The sequence below is a fragment of the Bacillus sp. B-jedd genome (assembly GCF_000821085.1).
Classification (GTDB): domain Bacteria; phylum Bacillota; class Bacilli; order Bacillales; family Cytobacillaceae; genus Bacillus_D.
On the sequence record NZ_CCXR01000001.1, the window covers coordinates 3184488 to 3203159 of the forward strand.

Below are 18672 nucleotides of genomic sequence, written 5' to 3' on the forward strand. Positions count from 1 at the left end.
ATCATACTCCTATTTTCCCTTCAAGAGTTGGGTCCTTTGATTGGGAATCATTTCTTCTTATGATTGTTCCATGCAGACGGCAAACTATAGCAAAAAGGACGAGCAAATTAACTATGAAGGAGGGCGCCCTGTGAGGGTATTATTGCTATTATTATGTTCGTTTGTCCTCGCGGGCAGTGCTTTTGCCCGTACCGGCGAACGCCAGTTAACAGAAAGCCAGGCTGGCCCAAACGCCGAGCAAACTGCAAAGGAACAGCCGCCTGTTGTTCAGGCGAATGAAGAACCCAATCTCTTCAGCAAAAGGATGCAGTTGTACAAAAAAGCGGAAGCAGCCACAGGAATCCCATGGTTCTATCTTGCCGGTGTCGATCAGTATGAACGGAATGTCAGGCTATCCCGGAAGGATTTACCGGATCCCGAAGGCGCAATCTCGATTTATTTTGCTCCCGACGTTTGGGCTGGTGCTGCAAACCCCAATCCCGAAGATACACATCCGGGAACAATTGCCTTCTTTGGTGGGGTCGGTGTTGATGGGAACGGAAATGGAAAGGCGAGCAGGCATCACGGCGAAGATGTGCTTCAGGCTTTTGCCAATCACGTCCTTAAGTATGGATTTGATAACGAAAACTTCAGGATTGCCCTTTGGGAATACTATCATCGCGATAAGGCTGTCGGCATGATTATGGGATTCGCAAAAATCTATCAGCAATTCGGACGGATTGATCTCGAAGGAAATGCTTTTCCCGTGCCGTACAGAAGCAACCACAGCTACAAAAATACATGGGGCGACGCCCGCGGCTGGGGCGGCAGGCGGATGCACGAAGGAACCGATATTTTCGCCGGATATGGTGTTCCAGTGCGCGCGACCTCTTACGGCATTATTGAAATGAAGGGCTGGAACCGCTTTGGCGGCTGGCGCATCGGCATCCGGGATTTGAACAATAATTACCACTATTATGCTCATTTAAGCGGTTTTGCAAAGGATATTAAAGTTGGTGATATTGTTGAGCCTGGAAAGCTGATTGGCGGAGTCGGAAGCTCCGGCTATGGGCCGCCGGGAACTTCAGGCAAATTTCCGCCGCATCTCCATTATGGGATGTATAAGGATAATGGTTATACCGAATGGTCATTCGATCCATACCCTCACTTAAGAAAATGGGAGCGCATGGACAAAAAGGCAAAAATGCAACAGAAAATCCATAAATAGCAGTTTTAAAAAGGCCATCCCGAGAAAACCGGAATGGCCTATGAACATTTATGATCTTTTCGATTTGATTACCGCATTGGCGATGCTCGCTACGAGCCCTCCCCAAATGATGACAATTCCGACAACCATCATTGCAATAGCACTTGCCGACATATTAGGAAACCTCCCTTGTGCCAGGAACATCCAGCTGGTTCTTGCTCCATTTCAGTGACATGAACACAAATCCGACAATAACGGCCGCCGCCGCGACGCCCCAGCCCGCATAAAGCAGGAAGGAAGTTGGGTAGCCTTCGTAATTTTCTTTAATGTTCGTGATAAAGTTCTGAACGGTCATATATCCGAGAACAAGTGGTGTGATGAAGCCCAGCGCTACCTTCCACCAGCCGCCGATCCGCATATCAGAAATGGCATTTGCATGAGATTGCAGATTGGAAAGCTCTTTTGCTACCCATGCAACGAGAACCACTTCAACGAGGCCGGCGATGACGATACCGAACTGATTGATGAAATTGTCGACTGAATCAAGTAGGTACAGGCCCCCATGAGTTGCATACAGGACCGATACAAGCGCTGATGCGCCTCCGCCAATTGCGACAGCTTTTGTACGAGAAACATTAAACTTGTCCTGAACGCCGGCAACAAAAGTTTCAACTATCGAAATAAGCGACGTCAAACCAGCGAGAACGAGACAGAAGAAGAACAGAAAGCCAAAGAACTCTGGGAATGCTGGGAATTCGTTAATGATTTGCGGGAATACAACGAACGCCAGCCCGATACCCGAGCTTACAACTTCTGAAATAGGAACGCCCTGTTGCTGCGCCATGAAACCAAGCGCGGCGAATACACCGATACCAGCAAGCAATTCAAAGCCTGAGTTTGCAAAACCAGTGATGAATGCATTGTTTGTCAAATCTGTCTTCTTAGGAAGATAGCTTGAATAAGTAATCATGATTGCGAAACCGACGGATAAGCTGAAGAAAATCTGTCCGTAAGCGGCGACCCAAACCTTTGGATTCGCGATTTCTTTCCATTCAGGCTTGAAGAAAGCATTCAGGCCTTCTGCAGCGCCATCCAGTGTAAGAGCCCTTAGAACAATGATCAGGAACAGGATAATTAGGGTTGGCAGCATGAATTTGTTTGCCGCTTCGATCCCTTTCTTAATTCCCTTGAAAAGAACCCCCAAAGTGACTGCCCAAACAATCAGTAATGGGATGAACACGCCAGGTACGAGGCCAATGAATTCGCCCGGGTTTGGAGCTACTTTTAAATAATCTCCCATCAGGAATGCGCCAGGATCCTTGCCCCATGATAGGTTGACTGAGAACCATGAGTAAGATAAAGCCCATGCAATGATGATTGGGTAGTAGGTAGAAATGACAAATGAAATTGCTACCTGCCACCAGCCAAGCCATTCGAACTTGCGGTTCAGCCGCGCGAATGAAAGCGGAGAAGAACCTTTGTATTTATGGCCAAGCGTGAATTCAAGAATGAGGAGCGGAATACCAGCTGTTAAAAGAGCGAATAAGTACGGGAAAAAGAAAGCTCCTCCTCCATTATCATAGGCGACTGCAGGGAATCTCCAAATATTCCCCAGTCCGACTGCTGAACCAATTGCCGCAAGAACAAATCCTGCCCTGGTCCCCCACTGCGGTCTATTTTCCATACACAAATACCCCCATAATTCTAGATTTAGATAAATCTAAAATTTTCTATTTTTCTGATTACTTTGAGAATCATAAAATTAGTATAGGGATTTATTCCTAACATGTCAATGGTAAAATCATAATAAATTTACTATTTTAATATATCTTTATTGATGAATAATTTTCAATACTAAATTATCATTGGACATGAGGAATCTTTTGGTAATTCCTTGCTTTTTTCTATCGAGGGCTCTCTTTACATCAGGCGTTTTCTTTTTCCTTCATTATCCATTAATAATTTTAATGTTATTATTTTTTGCAAAATAAAAAGGCATTCATATCCCGGATTGAATGCCTTTCCTCTTTATAACATTTTCAACAGTGCGTCCCTGCCTGCCATTCCTCGATGGATGCCACATCTTTCAGCTTCATGAGTAACGGATTCAAGCGGTGCGTCAAGCAGCTGTTCAATTGTCCTGACGCCGACCGCCCTTCCCGCAATTATTTTCCTATCCTTTAGTTTTCGGTTCAGCAATCCCACATCCAGCGCCCCGCACATGATGTAGCCGTTGTTGGCAGACACTGCGAGCAGTGTGGTTTTGGGAAGCTCGACTGTTATCCCAAGAAAAGTTTTTCCTCCGATTTCGATCGGTGTCACCTTAATCATCCGCCCGCCTCCTTTCCTGTCCCTATTACTCTATGCAGGAAACTGCGGGGAGTGAACAACAGAAGGAAGGCCAGAGCATATTGAGAACTCTCTAATTTTTGCAAAAGGAAATACCTGCCTCAACTAACTGGGAGACAGGCGTGTCAATTACAGTTTTGTCAGTTTCCATTCGAGCACGTCGCGGAGAAATTCAGGCATATAATAGTATTTCGTATCGGATCTGACGATTTCGGGAAAGATTTTGCCAAATGTATACATGTCAGGGATGGCAACCTTATACTTGCGTGCGGGCTCGATCCGTTCGCCATTGATTAGGAAATCCCTTTGATCCAGGATCAAGTCAATTTGGTCATAGACGAACTTGCCCATCACCTTTCCGCGGAACCCCATTCCTTTAACCTCAAGATGGTGCAGGCTTTCGTCGAGCGTCATCCTCAGGATTTCGCGAAGCTCGGTACCTTCCAGAATGACGGTGCACGGATTAATCGGATGGGGGCAGACTGAAAGAAGGTCGAACTTCGTGACCGTTCCTTCAAGCGGTCCTAGAATCAGACCTGCATTTAAGAATGCGCATTCCGCTCCAGACCATTCCCGAAGAGCCTCGCAGAGAAGCTGCGGCAAGTCGGAATCCTCGAAATAATCGGCGGTCAGCAATTCAACCTGAGCCGCCTTTTTTTGCAAAAGTGACTTTCCTTTTTCGTAAAGGGCTTTGGATTCCGCCTCTTCCCACGGTTCCCGTGATAACTCGGCAATTGGATACAGTAACGCTTCCTTATGGATAACGCGGTTGTTTTCAAATTTAATCGTTACATGCCCTGCATATTGCCCATATTTGCCCGCAGCTGCGAGCAGCGTCCCATTCACTTCACTACCCTCGGGAAGAATGTGGTGGGTATGGCCGCCCAGGATGACATCAATTTCCGGGCACTCGGCGGCAATATGCTCATCTTCATAAATCCCAAGATGGGAAAGGAGTACAATGACATCCGCTTTCTCTTTTAGGACAGGCAAATGCTTTCTTAGTTCCTCAAGTGGATTGCTGAGGTTCCATCCTAGAAGCTTGTAAAAAAGCGAAAAATTAGCCGTCAGGCCGATTGCCGCAACCCTTGTTCCCGCATGGGTGGTATATATTTTGTACGGCTCGGCCCATTCCGGACGACTTCGATCTTTTTTATATAAATTTGCTACAAGGACATCGAAGTTTTTTTTGCAATAAAGGGTGTCAAGTCCTTGAAAAGGCAAGGTGATTCCTTCATTATTGCCTATTGTCACCGCGGTGTATCCCGTCTCATTCAAGAGGTCTGTATTCCCCTTCCCCATCGTTCCTTCGGTATAGGGATGCCAGCGGTCGACATGATCACCAATGTCGAAAAGCAATACCTCTTCCCCGGCTTTACGGTGCGAGTCTGCGCGTTCGTGAAGAAGCTTGCTGATCCTCGGCCAATGCTCAAAATGGCTGTGCAAATCATTTGTGTGGTAAATATGTATCGTTTCCATCCGTTCGCTTCCTTTGCTGTTCTGGTGGTAGGGGTCCAGCCTCACCCGGTAATTCCTTCAAAAATAAGCCGAATGCCGATGATGATGAGGATGGCTCGCAGGAGCAGGACGATTGTTTTGCTTTTAAGCCTGCGGTTCAGGAAAACGCCGATTTGCGCGCCAATCCAGGCACCCGGGATGAGGGCGAGCGCATACAGCCAGTTGATGTTTCCGAGCGTGATGTGGGCAATGGAGCTGATGATCGATGACAGGAATATCATGAACATCGAAGTCGCCACGGCGACGTGCGGTGGGAAATAGAAAAACAGAATCATTGCCGGTACCATGAGCGATCCTCCACCGACCCCGAAAATGCCGGAGATAAAGCCTATTACAAGTGAAATCAATATCCCGACAACAGGGTTATATCCATATTCAAATGTCTGCCCCGAAATATCAGTGAAAGTTCTCGTATAGCCGGATTCTTTATTGTATGGAATCGGCTTGATCTTGCTTCTTAGTACCATCACAGCTGATACGAAAAGGACGAATAAGCCGAAATAGAGATTAAAAGCCTGCACATCAAGGTGCTTGACCATCCAGGCGCCAAAAATCCCGCCTGGGGCGCTACCGGCGAGAAAAACGAGTCCGCTTTTGTAATCAATTGTTTTATGTTTAACATAACCGATTGTCGAAGACATCCCAGTAAAAATCATGGTAAACAATGAAGTTCCAACGATTTCCCGCGGTGAAATATCAGGCAGGATTCCAAGGGATGCAACGTAAAGAAGAGCGGGAACGACTATGATTCCTCCGCCTAAGCCGATCAGTGAACCGAGCGAGCTCGCCACGAGCCCGATGATTATTATAAATATCCATTCCATTTGGCCAAAATTCTCCCTACTATATGCACACAAGCCTGTGCTTTGCCGTCTGCTTCTAAGTGTCTATCGATGTATTGTGATTTATTTAAAACAGGTCAAGTTGCCTCGGCGCCAGGATGTCGTAATCCACTCCCAAAATTCCGATCATCTCCTTCGCGTTGCCGGCGGCGTCCCCTCCTGAATTATTATTGAACAACACATATATGTCTTTGCTTTGGTGCTGGAGTTTTTTGAGCAGCCCCGCCCATTCACTCAGCTCTTGTTGATTATATTTATAAAGGTAACGGACTTCACGCCAATTTTTGGCGTTCTTCTTTTGCCAGCCGTGGACGTTCCTTCCATGGAACCGGACCAGTGTTTTATCAGGTTGCGTCGCTTCAAGCACTATCGGAATTGAACCCGAGCCTGCCTGAGGCTCATCGCACACGGTGTGAATCCAGCCTTCACTTCTTAAGAATTCGAGGGTTTTTGTGCGGAAGTCGGGTGCATACCAGGACTGGTGCCGAAATTCAACCGCACATGGCAGATCGTCCATTTCCTTTTTGCAAAAACGCAAGTATTCCACATTCTCCTTTTTGCATTCGAACCATGGCGGGAACTGGAACAGGACCATCGCAAGTTTATTTTGCGCAATGTATGGTGCCAGGGATTCCTTAAAGGCGGTGAACATTTCTTCTTCTGTCTCAAAAGGGGTGCCGCCGCGCTGATGGCCGGTCATGCCTTGATAAGCTTTCACAACGAACTGGAATCCTTCTGGAACCTGATCAACCCATCGCTGCGCATTTTTAATAGGCTGAATCGCATAAAAAGAAGCATCCACCTCGACAGTCGGGAAATGGCCCGCATATTCACTCAATTTCTCTTTCGCGGGTATGCCGGGGCCGTACAGGCTGTCGTGGTCGCCCCACCCTGTTACACCTATGTAAATCATAAAAATCCCTCCAGACCCATCATAGCACAATAGTCCTAAAATTCACCTTGTTCTCGTCTTTTTCCCGGAGCAGGAAATTGTAAACCCAAGCGCTCTTTGCAAAAACCGTCCTTGGCCCGTGGACTTTTCTTATATTATGCAGTTTCGGACAGGTTGTCCTAATTATTGGGACAAGGCAAAGCACAAATCCTCTCTCCCTGTCCCACCCTTACAAACATAAAAGGAAAACCGCCTGCCAGCACGGCAGACGGTTTAGTAAACGTAATAGTTTAACCGATGGATCCTTCCATCTCGAACTTGATCAATCTGTTCATTTCGACGGCGTATTCCATTGGAAGTTCTTTCGTAAATGGCTCGATGAAGCCCATGACGATCATTTCGGTCGCTTCCTCTTCAGAGATACCGCGGCTCATCAGGTAGAAGAGCTGTTCTTCGGAAACCTTCGACACCTTCGCCTCGTGCTCAAGGGAAATGTTGTCGTTCAGGATTTCGTTGTACGGAATCGTATCTGAAGTCGACTGGTTATCCATGATCAGCGTGTCGCACTCAATGTTGGAGCGGGCGCCGTCGGCTTTGCGTCCGAAGTGGACGATCCCGCGGTAGGTAACCTTTCCGCCATGCTTGGAAATTGATTTTGACACGATGGTCGATGATGTGTTTGGCGCCAGGTGAAGCATCTTCGCGCCTGCATCCTGGTGCTGGCCTTTACCTGCAAGGGCAATGGACAGCGTCATGCCACGCGCACCCTCGCCACGTAGAATGACAGCCGGATACTTCATTGTCAGCTTGGAGCCGATATTGCCGTCTACCCATTCCATTGTCGCATTCGCATCACAAACCGCGCGCTTCGTTACAAGGTTGTAAACGTTGTTCGCCCAGTTCTGGATGGTCGTGTAGCGGCAGTAGGCATCTTTCTTGATAATGATTTCAACAACCGCGCTATGCAGCGAGTTCGTTGTATAAACAGGAGCTGTACAGCCCTCGACATAGTGCACGGATGCACCTTCGTCAACAATAATCAGCGTGCGCTCGAACTGTCCCATGTTCTCGGAGTTGATCCGGAAGTATGCCTGGAGCGGCGTCTCGACTTTTATGCCTTTTGGAACATAGATGAACGAGCCGCCCGACCAAACGGCCGAGTTCAAAGCAGCGAACTTGTTGTCAGTCGGTGGGATTACTTTTGCCCAGTGCTCGCGGAAAATGTCTTCATTTTCCTTTAGCGCCGAGTCGGTATCCTTAAAGACAATCCCAAGTTTCTCGAGATCTTCTTGCATATTGTGGTAAACAACCTCGGATTCGTACTGGGCGGAAACCCCGGCCAGATACTTTTGTTCCGCTTCCGGAATGCCTAGCTTGTCAAAGGTCGCCTTGATTTCCTCAGGCACCTCATCCCATGACCGTTCAGTCTTTTCGGAAGGCTTAACATAATAAGTGATTTCATCAAAGTTCAATGAATTCAAATCGCCGCCCCACTGAGGCATTGGCATGTTGTAAAAATGCTCAAGCGATTTCAGACGGAAATCGAGCATCCACTGCGGCTCTTCCTTCATCTTGGAAATTTCCTCTACAATCTCACGCGTCAGGCCGCGCTTCGACCGGAAAATGGAAACGTCCCTGTCGGCAAAGCCATATTTATAATCACCGATTTCTGGCGCTTTTTTAGCCATTACCGTTTTCCTCCTTCTTAAGGCTTCCTGGATTGTTTTTTTGCAAAAGCCGCTTTGCTCACTCGCGCCGCGCTTCTGCCAAAACATTCCCTTTGGCGAAATGCCAAAAGCCTATTCGTTAGTTTCGTCCCCGAGGCCTTTTTCCATCGCTTTCCACGCCAGTGTCGCGCACTTAATCCGCGCCGGGAATTTCGAAACGCCGGACAGCGCTTCGATATCACCAAGGTCAAGGTCATCCTCGTACTCTTTTCCCTGCATCATGTCGGAAAAAATCTTCGACAACTTCAAAGCGTCTTCCGTTTTCTTCCCTTTAATCGCCTGCGTCATCATCGAAGCGGAGGACATGGAAATGGAGCAGCCTTCCCCTTCGAACTTCGCATTTGTTACTATCCCGTCTTCAACGTTCATTGTAAGCTGGATCCGGTCTCCGCAGGTTGGGTTATTCATATTGACCGTCAGGCTTCCATCTTCGATGACCCCTTTATTGCGGGGATTCTTGTAATGGTCCATGATCACCTGGCGGTAAAGCTGATCCAAATTATTAGAAGACATCGCTGAAATACTCCTTTGTTTTGACAAGTCCTTCAACAAGCCTGTCAATATCCTCTTCTGTGTTGTACAAATACATGCTGGCCCTTGCTGTAGCCGATGCCTTCAGCCATCTCATCAGCACTTGGGCGCAGTGGTGGCCCGCACGGACGGCGATACCCTCTGCGTCAAGGACAGTCGCGACATCATGCGGATGGACATCCGCGATATTGAACGTGACAATCCCTGTCCGTTGCTCAGGATTCCTTGGACCATAAATCGACATTCCTTCAATCTTGGACATTTTGTCCAGCGCATAGGCGCCTAGCCTGCGATCATGCGCTTCGATATTGTCCATGCCCACTTCCTGCAAAAAATCAATCGCGGCACCGAGGCCGATGGCACCTCCGATAATCGGGGTACCCGCTTCGAATTTCCACGGAAGCTCCTTCCAGGTCGAGTCGAAATCATGGACAAAATCAATCATTTCACCGCCGAATTCAATCGGCTCCATGTTCTCCAAAAGATGCTTTTTCCCGTATAATACCCCAATACCGGTCGGTCCGCACATTTTATGGCCGGAAAAGGCGAAGAAATCGCAATCTAAATCCTGGACATCGACCTTCATGTGGGGAGCGCTCTGCGCTCCATCCACTACCATGATAGCGCCATTTTCGTGGGCAATTTGTGTGATTTCCTTTACCGGGTTGACAACGCCAAGGACATTGGAGATATGGACGATGGAAACGATTTTTGTGTTTTCCGTAATCGTTTTACGGGCGTCCTCAAGAGAAATTGTGCCGTCTTCCTGAAGAGGCATGTATTTCAATGTGGCGCCGGTGCGTTTAGCAGCCTGCTGCCACGGAATGATGTTACTGTGATGCTCCATCGGGGTAATGACGATTTCATCGCCCTCCCGTAAGTTTGCCGTGCCATAGCTGTGGGCGACAGTATTTAATGCTGTAGTCGTCCCGCGCATATAAATGATTTCCTGAGTCGATTTGGCATTGATGAACTTCCGCGCTTTTTCTCGAGCCCCTTCAAAGGCGTCGGTCGCCTTTGTGCCGAGTGTATGCACACCGCGGTGGACGTTGGAATTATATTCGCGATAGTATTTGTCTAGCGCTTCAATGACCTGAACCGGCTTTTGGGAAGTCGCACCGCTGTCGAGGTAGACAAGAGGCTTTCCATTCACTTCCTGGTTCAATATCGGAAACAGCTGGCGAATCTCGGCGGAGTTAATCATCTGACTTTCCTCTCAATCACTTCTGTAAGCTGCTTTTTAACACCTTCGATTGGCAGCTGGTTAACAACAGGAGCGAGGAAACCATGAATGACAAGGCGCTCAGCCTCTTGCTTAGGAATTCCCCTGCTCATCAGGTAGTAAAGCTGAAGAGGATCGACACGTCCGACAGAAGCCGCGTGTCCGGCTGTTACATCATCTTCATCAATAAGAAGGATTGGGTTGGCATCGCCGCGCGCTTTTTCGCTAAGCATCAGGACGCGTGATTCCTGGACCGCATTCGATTTTGTCGCTCCGTGTTCGATTTTACCGATTCCATTGAAGATAGACGTAGCGCTATCCTTCATGACGCCGTGCTTCAGGATGAAACCTTCTGTGTTTTTGCCAAAATGGACAATCTGGGTCGTGAAGTTCTGGACTTGTTCGCCGCGGCCGACGACAACTGTCTTCAGGTCGCCGTGAGAGCCGTCACCAACAAGGTTTGTCACATTGTCGGAAATAGTGTTGCCATCGTTCATCAAGCCCAGTGCCCAGTCAATCCGGGCATCGCGGCCTGTTACCCCGCGGCGGTTCACGTAAGTCGTAATCCCTTTCGCGAGTGTGTCAACCGCGCCATACTGCAGGCGGGCGTTCGTGCCAAGAATTACTTCGCTGACGATATTGAAGACTCCTTGACCATCGACAGTCGAAAAATAGTTTTCGACGTATGTTGCCGAGCTGTTATCCTCAACTGCTACAATCACATGGTTGAAAAGATTCGTTTCTGGATTGTCGTGAAGGTAAACGGCCTGAATTGGCTCGCTCACTTCAAGATTCTTAGGAATATAGAGGAACGCTCCACCGTTGATCAGCGCCGCATGCAGGGCAGTGAGGCGATGCTCATCAGCCTGGACAGCTTGGTTCATAAAGAAACGGCGCAGCAAATCGCCATGCTCCCTTGCCGCTGTGAAAATATCGGTAAAAATAACGCCCTGGTCCTTCAACTCCTGGGATAGAGAAAGATAGGCTGGAGTATTGTTCCGCTGAATATATAAGTTCTGCTGGCCTTCCACATCAACGAGTGCCTTTACATCCTCAGACAAGTCATTCAGCGATGAGAATGGCTCGCTTTCCACTGTATGGCGTTCAAATTTTGTGAAATTCCATTTATCAATTTTTGTTTTATCAGGCCTTGGCATTGGCAACGAGTCAACGCTGGCAAGAGCCTTAAGGCGAACTTCCTCAAGCCATGCCGGTTCGGCCTTTTCTTTTGAAAAAGAGCTAATGAACTCTTTGTCAAAAGGCAATATGGTTTCAGTAGTCATCGATTATCCCCCTAATGCTTATGCTTCTTGGCCGACAGTTTCATCTTCAATGCCAAGCTCTTGCTTGATCCAGTCATATCCTTCCGCTTCAAGGCGCTGCGCAAGTTCAGGTCCGCCGGATTTCACAATTCGACCCTGCATCATGACGTGCACATAATCAGGCGTAATGTAGTTTAGAAGACGCTGATAGTGTGTAATAATTAAGCAACCGAAGTCTTCGCCGCGCATCGCGTTGATTCCCTTTGAAACAACCTTAAGGGCGTCGATATCAAGTCCAGAATCGATTTCATCCAAGATGGCGATTTTCGGCTCAAGCATCATAAGCTGAAGGATTTCATTCCGCTTTTTCTCACCGCCGGAGAAGCCTTCATTCAGGTAGCGCTGGGCCATATCCTCGTCCATTTCAAGCATTTCCATTTTCTCGTCCATCTGGCGGATAAATTTCATTAAAGAAACTTCATTGCCTTCGCCGCGGCGGCTGTTGATGGCTGAACGTAAAAAGTCGGCATTTGTCACGCCGTTGATTTCGCTTGGATATTGCATTGCCAAGAAAAGTCCCGCGCGGGCGCGTTCGTCAACTTCCATTTCAAGGACGTCATCACCATCAAGTGTGACTGTTCCGCTAGTTACTTCATATTTAGGATGCCCCATGATCGCAGAAGATAGAGTTGATTTCCCTGTTCCGTTAGGTCCCATGATTGCATGGATTTCCCCGCCTTTTACTTCGAGGTCCACACCTTTTAGAATTTCTTTCCCTTCGATCTCAACATGGAGATCTTTGATCGTTAAAGTTGATCCACCCATTTCAATACCTCCGCTACTTGAGGAAGTCTGCCCGGCTGTTATGCGGAAACTTCCATTCTCATTTTATTCTCATTACAATCTTATAACAAATCAAATGTGATAGCAACCCTTTAAACTGAATGTCCGGCTGTCATCCCATTTTCACTGAACTGCCCTTTAGTGAGAATTTTTGCATCCCTAAATCTGCTTTATCTTCCCCCGCCAAGCCTCGTTCATATACACCACGCCTTTACAATAGCTCAAAAAATAGCGAAAAGCCAGTGAAAAGTTCCACTGGCTCTCCGTATTTCTTCCTATTATATAGTATGTGTATAGAGCAGGTCTGCCATTAGTTGCATCCCCAATCCACAACCTTGACAGGCCTATGAATTTTCAATTGGCTAAGCACCTGGCTAAAAGCGTGTGTGCCTTAGAAGATTTTTCTGTCGATTTCCGCAATAATGCGCTGGCTCTTCAAGTAATCATCTTCGCGCTTTTGCTCGACTTCCATTCTCACATCGTGCTTCATGTTGTACTCTTCATAACCGATCCCATGAGATTCTTGCATCGCTTTTTCCATTTCCGACGTGTATCTCAGGTTCAACTTCTCTTCCACAATTAAAACTTCCTTTCTTTTGCCACAGTCCTTCGGAGTATTTGCAAAAAATCAATGTTATAAAAACAACAAAGGTATTTTTTGCACATTTGGTGTTTACCCTCAAGGTTGGGCAAAAAACGCCAATCGCTCCGGGAAAGAAAGGATTGCAAGGTATAATATGGAAGATAGGTTCTTTCCCTATTGTTTTAATTGGTTTAGTTCATCCATTGCTTCCTGGACGAGTGTTACCCCCTGGCTCATCGCTGCCCCGCCGCCAAAGGCAGCAGTCACCCCGATTGTTTCCAGAATTTCTTCCTCAGATGCGCCCTGGTCTAGACATCCCTTTAAGTGGTAGATAATGCAATATTCATCTTGTGAATAAAGAGCAACACCCAATGCAATTAGGTGCTTGTCCTTCTGTGAGAGTACGCCTTCCTTGAAGCATTCCTCTGTAAATGCATTATAATGGCGTGCTATTTCCGGCATTTTCTGTGTAAACAATCCAAGCCCGGCCTTGTATTCATAAAGGGCCGCTTCTGTAGAATTTTTAGGATCATGAAAATGTTCCATCGGTTCCACTCCTAACGGTTTATTATCACAGATTAGTATGCAGATACGAAGGTTTAAGTATGCGCGGATATTCCCAAACAGGGCGTACTATCACAACAGCCGGAAACAGCAAGATGTTCGTTACTTAGCGTTCGGCCCGTACAAACTGGCTTTTTACAAAAATGAAAAATAAAAAAGAACCTGGCAGCACGTAAAAGAGTGCCAACCAGGTTTCTAGTAATTATTCAGATACTGGAACGACAGAGCCGCCGTATTCTTTAAGGATGAAGTCCTGGATTTCCTTGGAACGAAGGACTTCTACTAAAGCTTTGATCTTGTCGCTATTTTCATCGCCTTTATTCACGGCAATGATGTTAACGTATGGAGAATCGCTTTCTTCAATTGCAATCGAGTCTTTAACCGGATTCAGGCCGGCATCTAGAGCGTAGTTGGAGTTGATTAGAACTGCGTCCCCTTCGCCCTTGCTATAAATTTGCGGAAGAAGTGCCGCTTCATATTTCGCATCGAATTTAATCTTTTTAGGGTTGTCAACGATGTCCTCCACTGTCGCGGTCGTTTTTTCAACGCCTTCTTTCAGTTTGATCAGACCTTTTGCTTCAAGCATAGTCAGGATTCGTCCGTGGTCAGGTACAGAGGAGCTGACAATGATGTGCGCACCATCCGGAAGTTCTTCAAGACTTTTGTATTTCTTAGAATATACGCCGATTGGTTCGATGTGGATACCGCCCGCATTGGCAAAATCATAGTTGTTTTCCTTCACTTGGGAATTGAAGTAAGGGATGTGTTGGAAGTAGTTCGCATCCAGTTCTTTCGCTGCCAAAGATTTGTTTGGAAGAATGTAGTCAGTAAATGTCTTGATTTCCAAGTCATAGCCTTTTTCCTTCAGGAATGGCTTTGCTTTTTCAAGGATGACAGCATGCGGTACGTTGGACGCGCCGACAACAATCTTCTTGTCTTCCTTCTTATCGCTTCCCGCCTTGTTGTCGGAACTTCCGCAGGAAGCAAGTACAAGTACAAGTGCAAAAGTTAAAATAGTGCCTAACCATTTTTTCATGTTTCCCTCTCCTTTGTTTGTATGTTGGATTTAAGTATAAGCCGGAGCCGAGAAAATTCCCGGCTGGGCAAATTATCGTTTATCAAGTTTTCGGGTAATGATATCCCCGATGAATTGAATGATAAAGACGATGATTAAAATGATGATTGTAGCCATTACAGTGACATCATTACGGGTACGTTGAAATCCTTCAAGATATGCAAGGTTCCCAAGGCCGCCCGCGCCAATCGCTCCCGCCATCGCCGTATAGCTGACAAGCGCAATTGCTGTTACGGTGATTCCGGAAACGAGTGCCGGCATTGATTCAGGCAAAAGCACCTTCCAGATAATCGTCCACGTTGAAGCACCCATTGACCTTGCCGCCTCAATGACTCCTTTATCAATTTCACGAAGGCCGATTTCTACCATTCGCGCATAAAAAGGAGCGGAACCAATAATGAGTGCAGGAAGAGCTGCATTTTCTCCTATCATCGTACCCACGAGAATCATCGTGAACGGAATCAACAGGACAATCAAAATGATAAATGGGATAGAACGGAAGACGTTAACGAATGCACCGATGATTTTATTGACAATTGCATTTTCCCACAAGTTCCCCTTACCAGTCAGGAAAAGGAGCAGGCCGAGAATGATGCCAAGGATGAATGTGATAGCTACAGAGATACCTGTCATATAAAGAGTTTGGATGGTTGCTTCCCACATATTCTCCCAGACGACATTCGGAAAAAATTTCTCAGTCATTCACAATCACCTCCACTCCAATTTGCTGTGAGCGGATATATTCAAGGGCTTTCGCCACTTCTTGCTCGGATCCATCAAGGTGAATGAATAATGTGCCATATGAGCCGCTTTGTGTCTGTGAAATTTTCCCCTGCAAAATATTTGCCGTAATATGAAAATTTCTGATTAGATTTGTAATCAACGGCTGTTCGACAGATTCACCGACAAAAGTCAGCTGAATGACACTCCCAGTAGGATAGCGTTCAACCAAATGTTCAACTGTATCCTTTGTTTCCTCAGGCTCTGTCACCTGCTGGACAAACCGTTTTGTAATCGGCTGCTGCGGATTCCGGAAAACATCCAGAACCGGGCCAAGTTCGACAATCCTTCCGCTTTCCATCACAGCGACGCGATGGCAGATTTTCCTGATCACATGCATTTCGTGGGTAATCAGGACAATCGTAAGCCCAAGCCGTTTGTTAATATCGACTAGCAGATCAAGAATCGAGTCAGTTGTCTGCGGATCAAGCGCTGAAGTCGCTTCATCGCACAGTAGGACTTTGGGGTTATTGGCCAGCGCCCGAGCGATGCCGACACGCTGCTTCTGACCGCCGCTCAACTGTGAAGGGTAAGCATTTTCCCTTCCTTCAAGGCCGACAAGCTTAATGAGTTCATCAACCTTCTTTTTCCGTTCCGCTCCGGTCACCCCGGCAATTTCAAGAGGAAACGCAATGTTATCACGGACAGTCCTTGACCAGAGAAGGTTGAAGTGCTGAAAAATCATTGAAATTTCTTGCCGCGCTTTTCTCAGCTCAGCGCCCTTTATTCGTGAAATTTCCCGTCCGGCAATGGTGATGGTACCCTCAGTCGGACTCTCAAGCTTATTCAGCAGGCGAATCAATGTACTTTTTCCGGCGCCGCTGTAACCAATTACGCCAAAAATTTCCCCTTCATTTATCTCTAGATTGACATTGTCAACGGCCGTCAATGTTCCCTGTTTCGTGGAAAAACTTTTCCGGACATTCTTTATTGAAATCATTCGACTCACCTTCTTTTACATCCTCTTGCCCACGCTGCGGGCAGCAATCATGAATAAGTTAATGGAGGTTTACCCTATATGGAATAAAAAAAGCCTTTCTGCAGTCTGGCAGAAAGGCATAAATGGCAACTATCCTTTCTCCCATCTCCCAAAGCACAACGCTTTGTGTGAATTGGCACCATTTCACTGGATCAGATCCACTGACGGTTGCCGGGCTTCATCGGGCACATCCCTCCACCTCTCTTGATAAGAGTAAACAAATATTATTCAATTAATCATGATTGCTATCGTAACATGGATGAAAAAAGCTGTCAATAAAGATTTAATTATTCAGTTAATTATTTTAGTCAAATAAAAAACCCGCTTCATAAGAAGAGGGATGAACTCTCCTTATCTTTACAAGGCTGTGCCTTGCTGGACTTGGCACCGTGTCAATAACCGGTTGCCGGGCTTCATCGGGCCATTCCCTCCGCCTCTCTTGATAAGATTTTATGAATTGTTTGAATCTTGCGCCAAGATTTATAGAAAGTTTATCCTATCCCGCCAGTTCCGTCAATAGAAAATTCTTTATTTTTTGCCAAAAGAAAAACGGCTTCAAGCTTGAGCAGTGTCCTAAACGAACCCTTTATGCTAATCGCCTCCTGATTGAGCAGATCCCGCAATTTCTTTTCCCCATTTAGCAGCTGAACAAGCGCATCGGTTTCCCCTTTAATGGCAGCTGCTCCGGAACAGGCCTTTTCATCCCGGTTCAGGCTATCCTCGGACCCAGGCGAGAGCCTGGCGGTTCCGTCTTGTATTTCGATAGGAATACCGTCAATAAAGATAAAAAATGGTTTACTATCTTTGAACAATCGGCTGATATGGGTTTTCTCGTTTACTGTTTCGATGAATCGCTCTATCTGCCCAATCATTTGGCATCCCCCCATGCCTAACACTTCTCCAAGGAAGCGTGATTTCCTTTGTTAATCGTTCGACAACTTTTTTGGAGTCTGGCGATTTGCAAAAATAATAGTGGAAACACCACCATATCACTATTTCACTATATCAAGTCGTAAAATTTCCGGGGAAATATGTCGTTTCTAGCCTGCCTTTGGAATCGCGCCTCCTTTTTCTTTCATCGCTTTCCGCCCAAAGACTAACAGGAAATAGATTGAGCCGATTAAATATAGACACGCTGTAATGGAAAAGACGTAGGCATACCCCCAATAATTCCCGTATTTCACTACAATCCCTGTGGAAACCGGCCCCATGAAAGCCCAGCCCAGATTGAAGACAGTCTGATTGATAGAGTTCGCCAGCCCTTTCATCGAATCGTCTACTTTGGACATTATCAGGGAGCTTTGAATCGGATTTCCCGCGTTCATGAGCGCCTGACGGAATAGAAAGCCGATGGCCGCCAGCCAGAGATTCTGCGTGTACGCTGTCAATAGCAGAAATGGCAGGGAAGCCAGCTGGAGTAGGACAACTGCCCTTACTTCACCTATACGCTTAACTACCTGAGGGCCGATGATCATTGCAAAAGCTGTCGCCGCCTGGCCAAGTGAGATAATAAACCCTGTGGTTGAGGTGGATGCGGAAAATCTCCCTGCAAAATAAAGATTCAAATACGGGATGACAAGGCCTGCACCGAAACCAATCAGCATTTGTGCAAAAGCAAAAAGGGCAATGATTTTAAAACCATTCCAATTAAATGCCCTCTTTATTCCCGGTTCTCCTTTGACCGGATTCGCAGTAACCTTTACAGCAGGCGTCCGAAATTTAAACGCCGGAATTGCTCCAGATAAATAAATGGCGGACCCAATCAGCAAAGTGATCCTTAAACTTACAAGCTCGGAATAAAATACGCTGAAGAAATCTGTCAGGATTCCCCCAAGCATGTTCCCGACCACACTCGCTGCGGTCATTAACGCGAAATGAAGTGAGAAGAGGTTGACCCGCTGTGATGGATCGGAATTTTCCGCGAGCCAGGGAATACCGGAAACCTGCAGGAACGCACCTGCCAAACCGGCTGCGAACGCAAGATAAACTAGAGACGTTTCATCAACTGCAACAGCCCTGAAAACGAGTAAAAATCCCGAAACGATAATTCCTGCCAGGATTACTCTTTTTCGGCCGAATTTATCACCAATTATGCCGGCTGGAACAAGGATGATGGCTGTTGCCAATGACGCAACCGAGATAATCTGTCCATTTACGGATTCCGAATAACCCAATTCCCGGACATAAAAATTATAAATAACAATAAAGATGCCAATGCCAATCTGGGTAATCATATTAGCAGCCATACTAAGTTTTATATTTCGGTTATATGTATGGAACTGTCCAGCCCAGCTTCTATAAAAAGCCATAATTCCGCCC

The 18672-nt window shown here is 46.7% G+C and carries 19 protein-coding genes and 2 riboswitches; of the genes, 1 reads left to right on the plus strand and 18 read right to left on the minus strand.

The annotated features are described in order from the left end of the window. Window positions 1–130: 130 nt before the first annotated feature. Complete coding sequence (locus tag BN1002_RS15995; RefSeq protein WP_231575041.1) at window positions 131–1207, plus strand: M23 family metallopeptidase; 1077 nt, start codon at window positions 131–133, stop codon at window positions 1205–1207. A 48-nt stretch (window positions 1208–1255) separates the two neighbouring features. Here BN1002_RS15995 and BN1002_RS23400 read toward each other — a convergent pair whose 3' ends face one another. The 18 genes from BN1002_RS23400 to BN1002_RS16080 form a co-directional block, all read right to left on the minus strand. Then, a complete protein-coding gene (locus BN1002_RS23400) occupies window positions 1256–1360 on the minus strand; it encodes a methionine/alanine import family NSS transporter small subunit (protein WP_082036260.1) in 105 nt (34 codons plus the stop codon). Between the two features lies 1 nt (window position 1361). After that, the gene (locus BN1002_RS16000; RefSeq protein ID WP_048826420.1) at window positions 1362–2870 is read right to left on the minus strand and encodes a sodium-dependent transporter; all 1509 of its coding nucleotides are present in this window, start codon (window positions 2868–2870) and stop codon (window positions 1362–1364) included. Window positions 2871–3214: 344 nt separating this feature from the next. Further along, the gene (locus tag BN1002_RS16005; protein WP_048826423.1) at window positions 3215–3517 is read right to left on the minus strand and encodes a YunC family protein; all 303 of its coding nucleotides are present in this window, start codon (window positions 3515–3517) and stop codon (window positions 3215–3217) included. A gap of 147 nt (window positions 3518–3664) precedes the next feature. After that, window positions 3665–5014, minus strand: coding sequence for a bifunctional metallophosphatase/5'-nucleotidase (locus BN1002_RS16010; protein ID WP_048826424.1), 1350 nt, complete (start codon window positions 5012–5014; stop codon window positions 3665–3667). 41 nt (window positions 5015–5055) lie between these two features. Then, complete coding sequence (locus BN1002_RS16015; RefSeq protein ID WP_048826426.1) at window positions 5056–5877, minus strand: sulfite exporter TauE/SafE family protein; 822 nt, start codon at window positions 5875–5877, stop codon at window positions 5056–5058. 85 nt (window positions 5878–5962) lie between these two features. Then, entirely contained in the window at window positions 5963–6808 is an 846-nt protein-coding gene (locus tag BN1002_RS16020) for a DUF72 domain-containing protein (RefSeq protein ID WP_048826428.1), read from the minus strand. 269 nt (window positions 6809–7077) lie between these two features. Further along, window positions 7078–8475: a Fe-S cluster assembly protein SufB gene (gene sufB, locus BN1002_RS16025; RefSeq protein WP_048826430.1), complete on the minus strand. Its 1398-nt coding sequence runs from the start codon at window positions 8473–8475 to the stop codon at window positions 7078–7080. Between the two features lie 111 nt (window positions 8476–8586). Then, a complete protein-coding gene (gene sufU, locus BN1002_RS16030; protein ID WP_048826432.1) occupies window positions 8587–9027 on the minus strand; it encodes a Fe-S cluster assembly sulfur transfer protein SufU in 441 nt (146 codons plus the stop codon). Beyond that, on the minus strand, window positions 9017–10246 hold the full coding sequence (locus BN1002_RS16035) for a cysteine desulfurase (protein WP_048828000.1): 1230 nt from the start codon (window positions 10244–10246) through the stop codon (window positions 9017–9019). The genes sufU and BN1002_RS16035 overlap by 11 nt, the downstream gene beginning before the upstream one ends. Then, window positions 10246–11550, minus strand: a complete 1305-nt coding sequence (sufD, locus tag BN1002_RS16040) for a Fe-S cluster assembly protein SufD (protein ID WP_048826434.1) — start codon at window positions 11548–11550, stop codon at window positions 10246–10248. The genes BN1002_RS16035 and sufD overlap by 1 nt, the downstream gene beginning before the upstream one ends. An 18-nt stretch (window positions 11551–11568) precedes the next feature. Continuing rightward, window positions 11569–12354 (minus strand): Fe-S cluster assembly ATPase SufC, encoded by a 786-nt coding sequence (gene sufC, locus BN1002_RS16045; protein WP_048826436.1) that lies wholly within the window; start codon window positions 12352–12354, stop codon window positions 11569–11571. 409 nt (window positions 12355–12763) lie between these two features. Further along, window positions 12764–12949, minus strand: coding sequence for a YuzK family famiily protein (locus tag BN1002_RS16050; RefSeq protein WP_048826437.1), 186 nt, complete (start codon window positions 12947–12949; stop codon window positions 12764–12766). 180 nt (window positions 12950–13129) lie between these two features. After that, on the minus strand, window positions 13130–13501 hold the full coding sequence (locus tag BN1002_RS16055) for a carboxymuconolactone decarboxylase family protein (RefSeq protein ID WP_048826439.1): 372 nt from the start codon (window positions 13499–13501) through the stop codon (window positions 13130–13132). Window positions 13502–13721: 220 nt separating this feature from the next. Beyond that, a complete protein-coding gene (locus BN1002_RS16060; RefSeq protein WP_048826441.1) occupies window positions 13722–14555 on the minus strand; it encodes a MetQ/NlpA family ABC transporter substrate-binding protein in 834 nt (277 codons plus the stop codon). Window positions 14556–14627: 72 nt separating this feature from the next. Then, the gene (locus BN1002_RS16065; protein WP_048826443.1) at window positions 14628–15296 is read right to left on the minus strand and encodes a methionine ABC transporter permease; all 669 of its coding nucleotides are present in this window, start codon (window positions 15294–15296) and stop codon (window positions 14628–14630) included. Beyond that, window positions 15289–16314: a methionine ABC transporter ATP-binding protein gene (locus BN1002_RS16070; protein ID WP_048826444.1), complete on the minus strand. Its 1026-nt coding sequence runs from the start codon at window positions 16312–16314 to the stop codon at window positions 15289–15291. Before BN1002_RS16070 ends, BN1002_RS16065 begins: the two co-directional genes overlap by 8 nt. A 138-nt stretch (window positions 16315–16452) precedes the next feature. Further along, window positions 16453–16567: riboswitch (SAM riboswitch) on the minus strand. 134 nt (window positions 16568–16701) lie between these two features. Then, window positions 16702–16802, minus strand: a riboswitch (SAM riboswitch). A 42-nt stretch (window positions 16803–16844) separates the two neighbouring features. After that, window positions 16845–17225 carry a hypothetical protein gene (locus BN1002_RS16075; protein WP_048826446.1) on the minus strand — a complete coding sequence of 127 codons (381 nt, stop codon included), beginning with the start codon at window positions 17223–17225 and terminating at the stop codon, window positions 16845–16847. Between the two features lie 168 nt (window positions 17226–17393). Then, window positions 17394–18662, minus strand: coding sequence for an MFS transporter (locus BN1002_RS16080; RefSeq protein WP_048826448.1), 1269 nt, complete (start codon window positions 18660–18662; stop codon window positions 17394–17396). Between the last annotated feature and the right edge of the window lie 10 nt (window positions 18663–18672).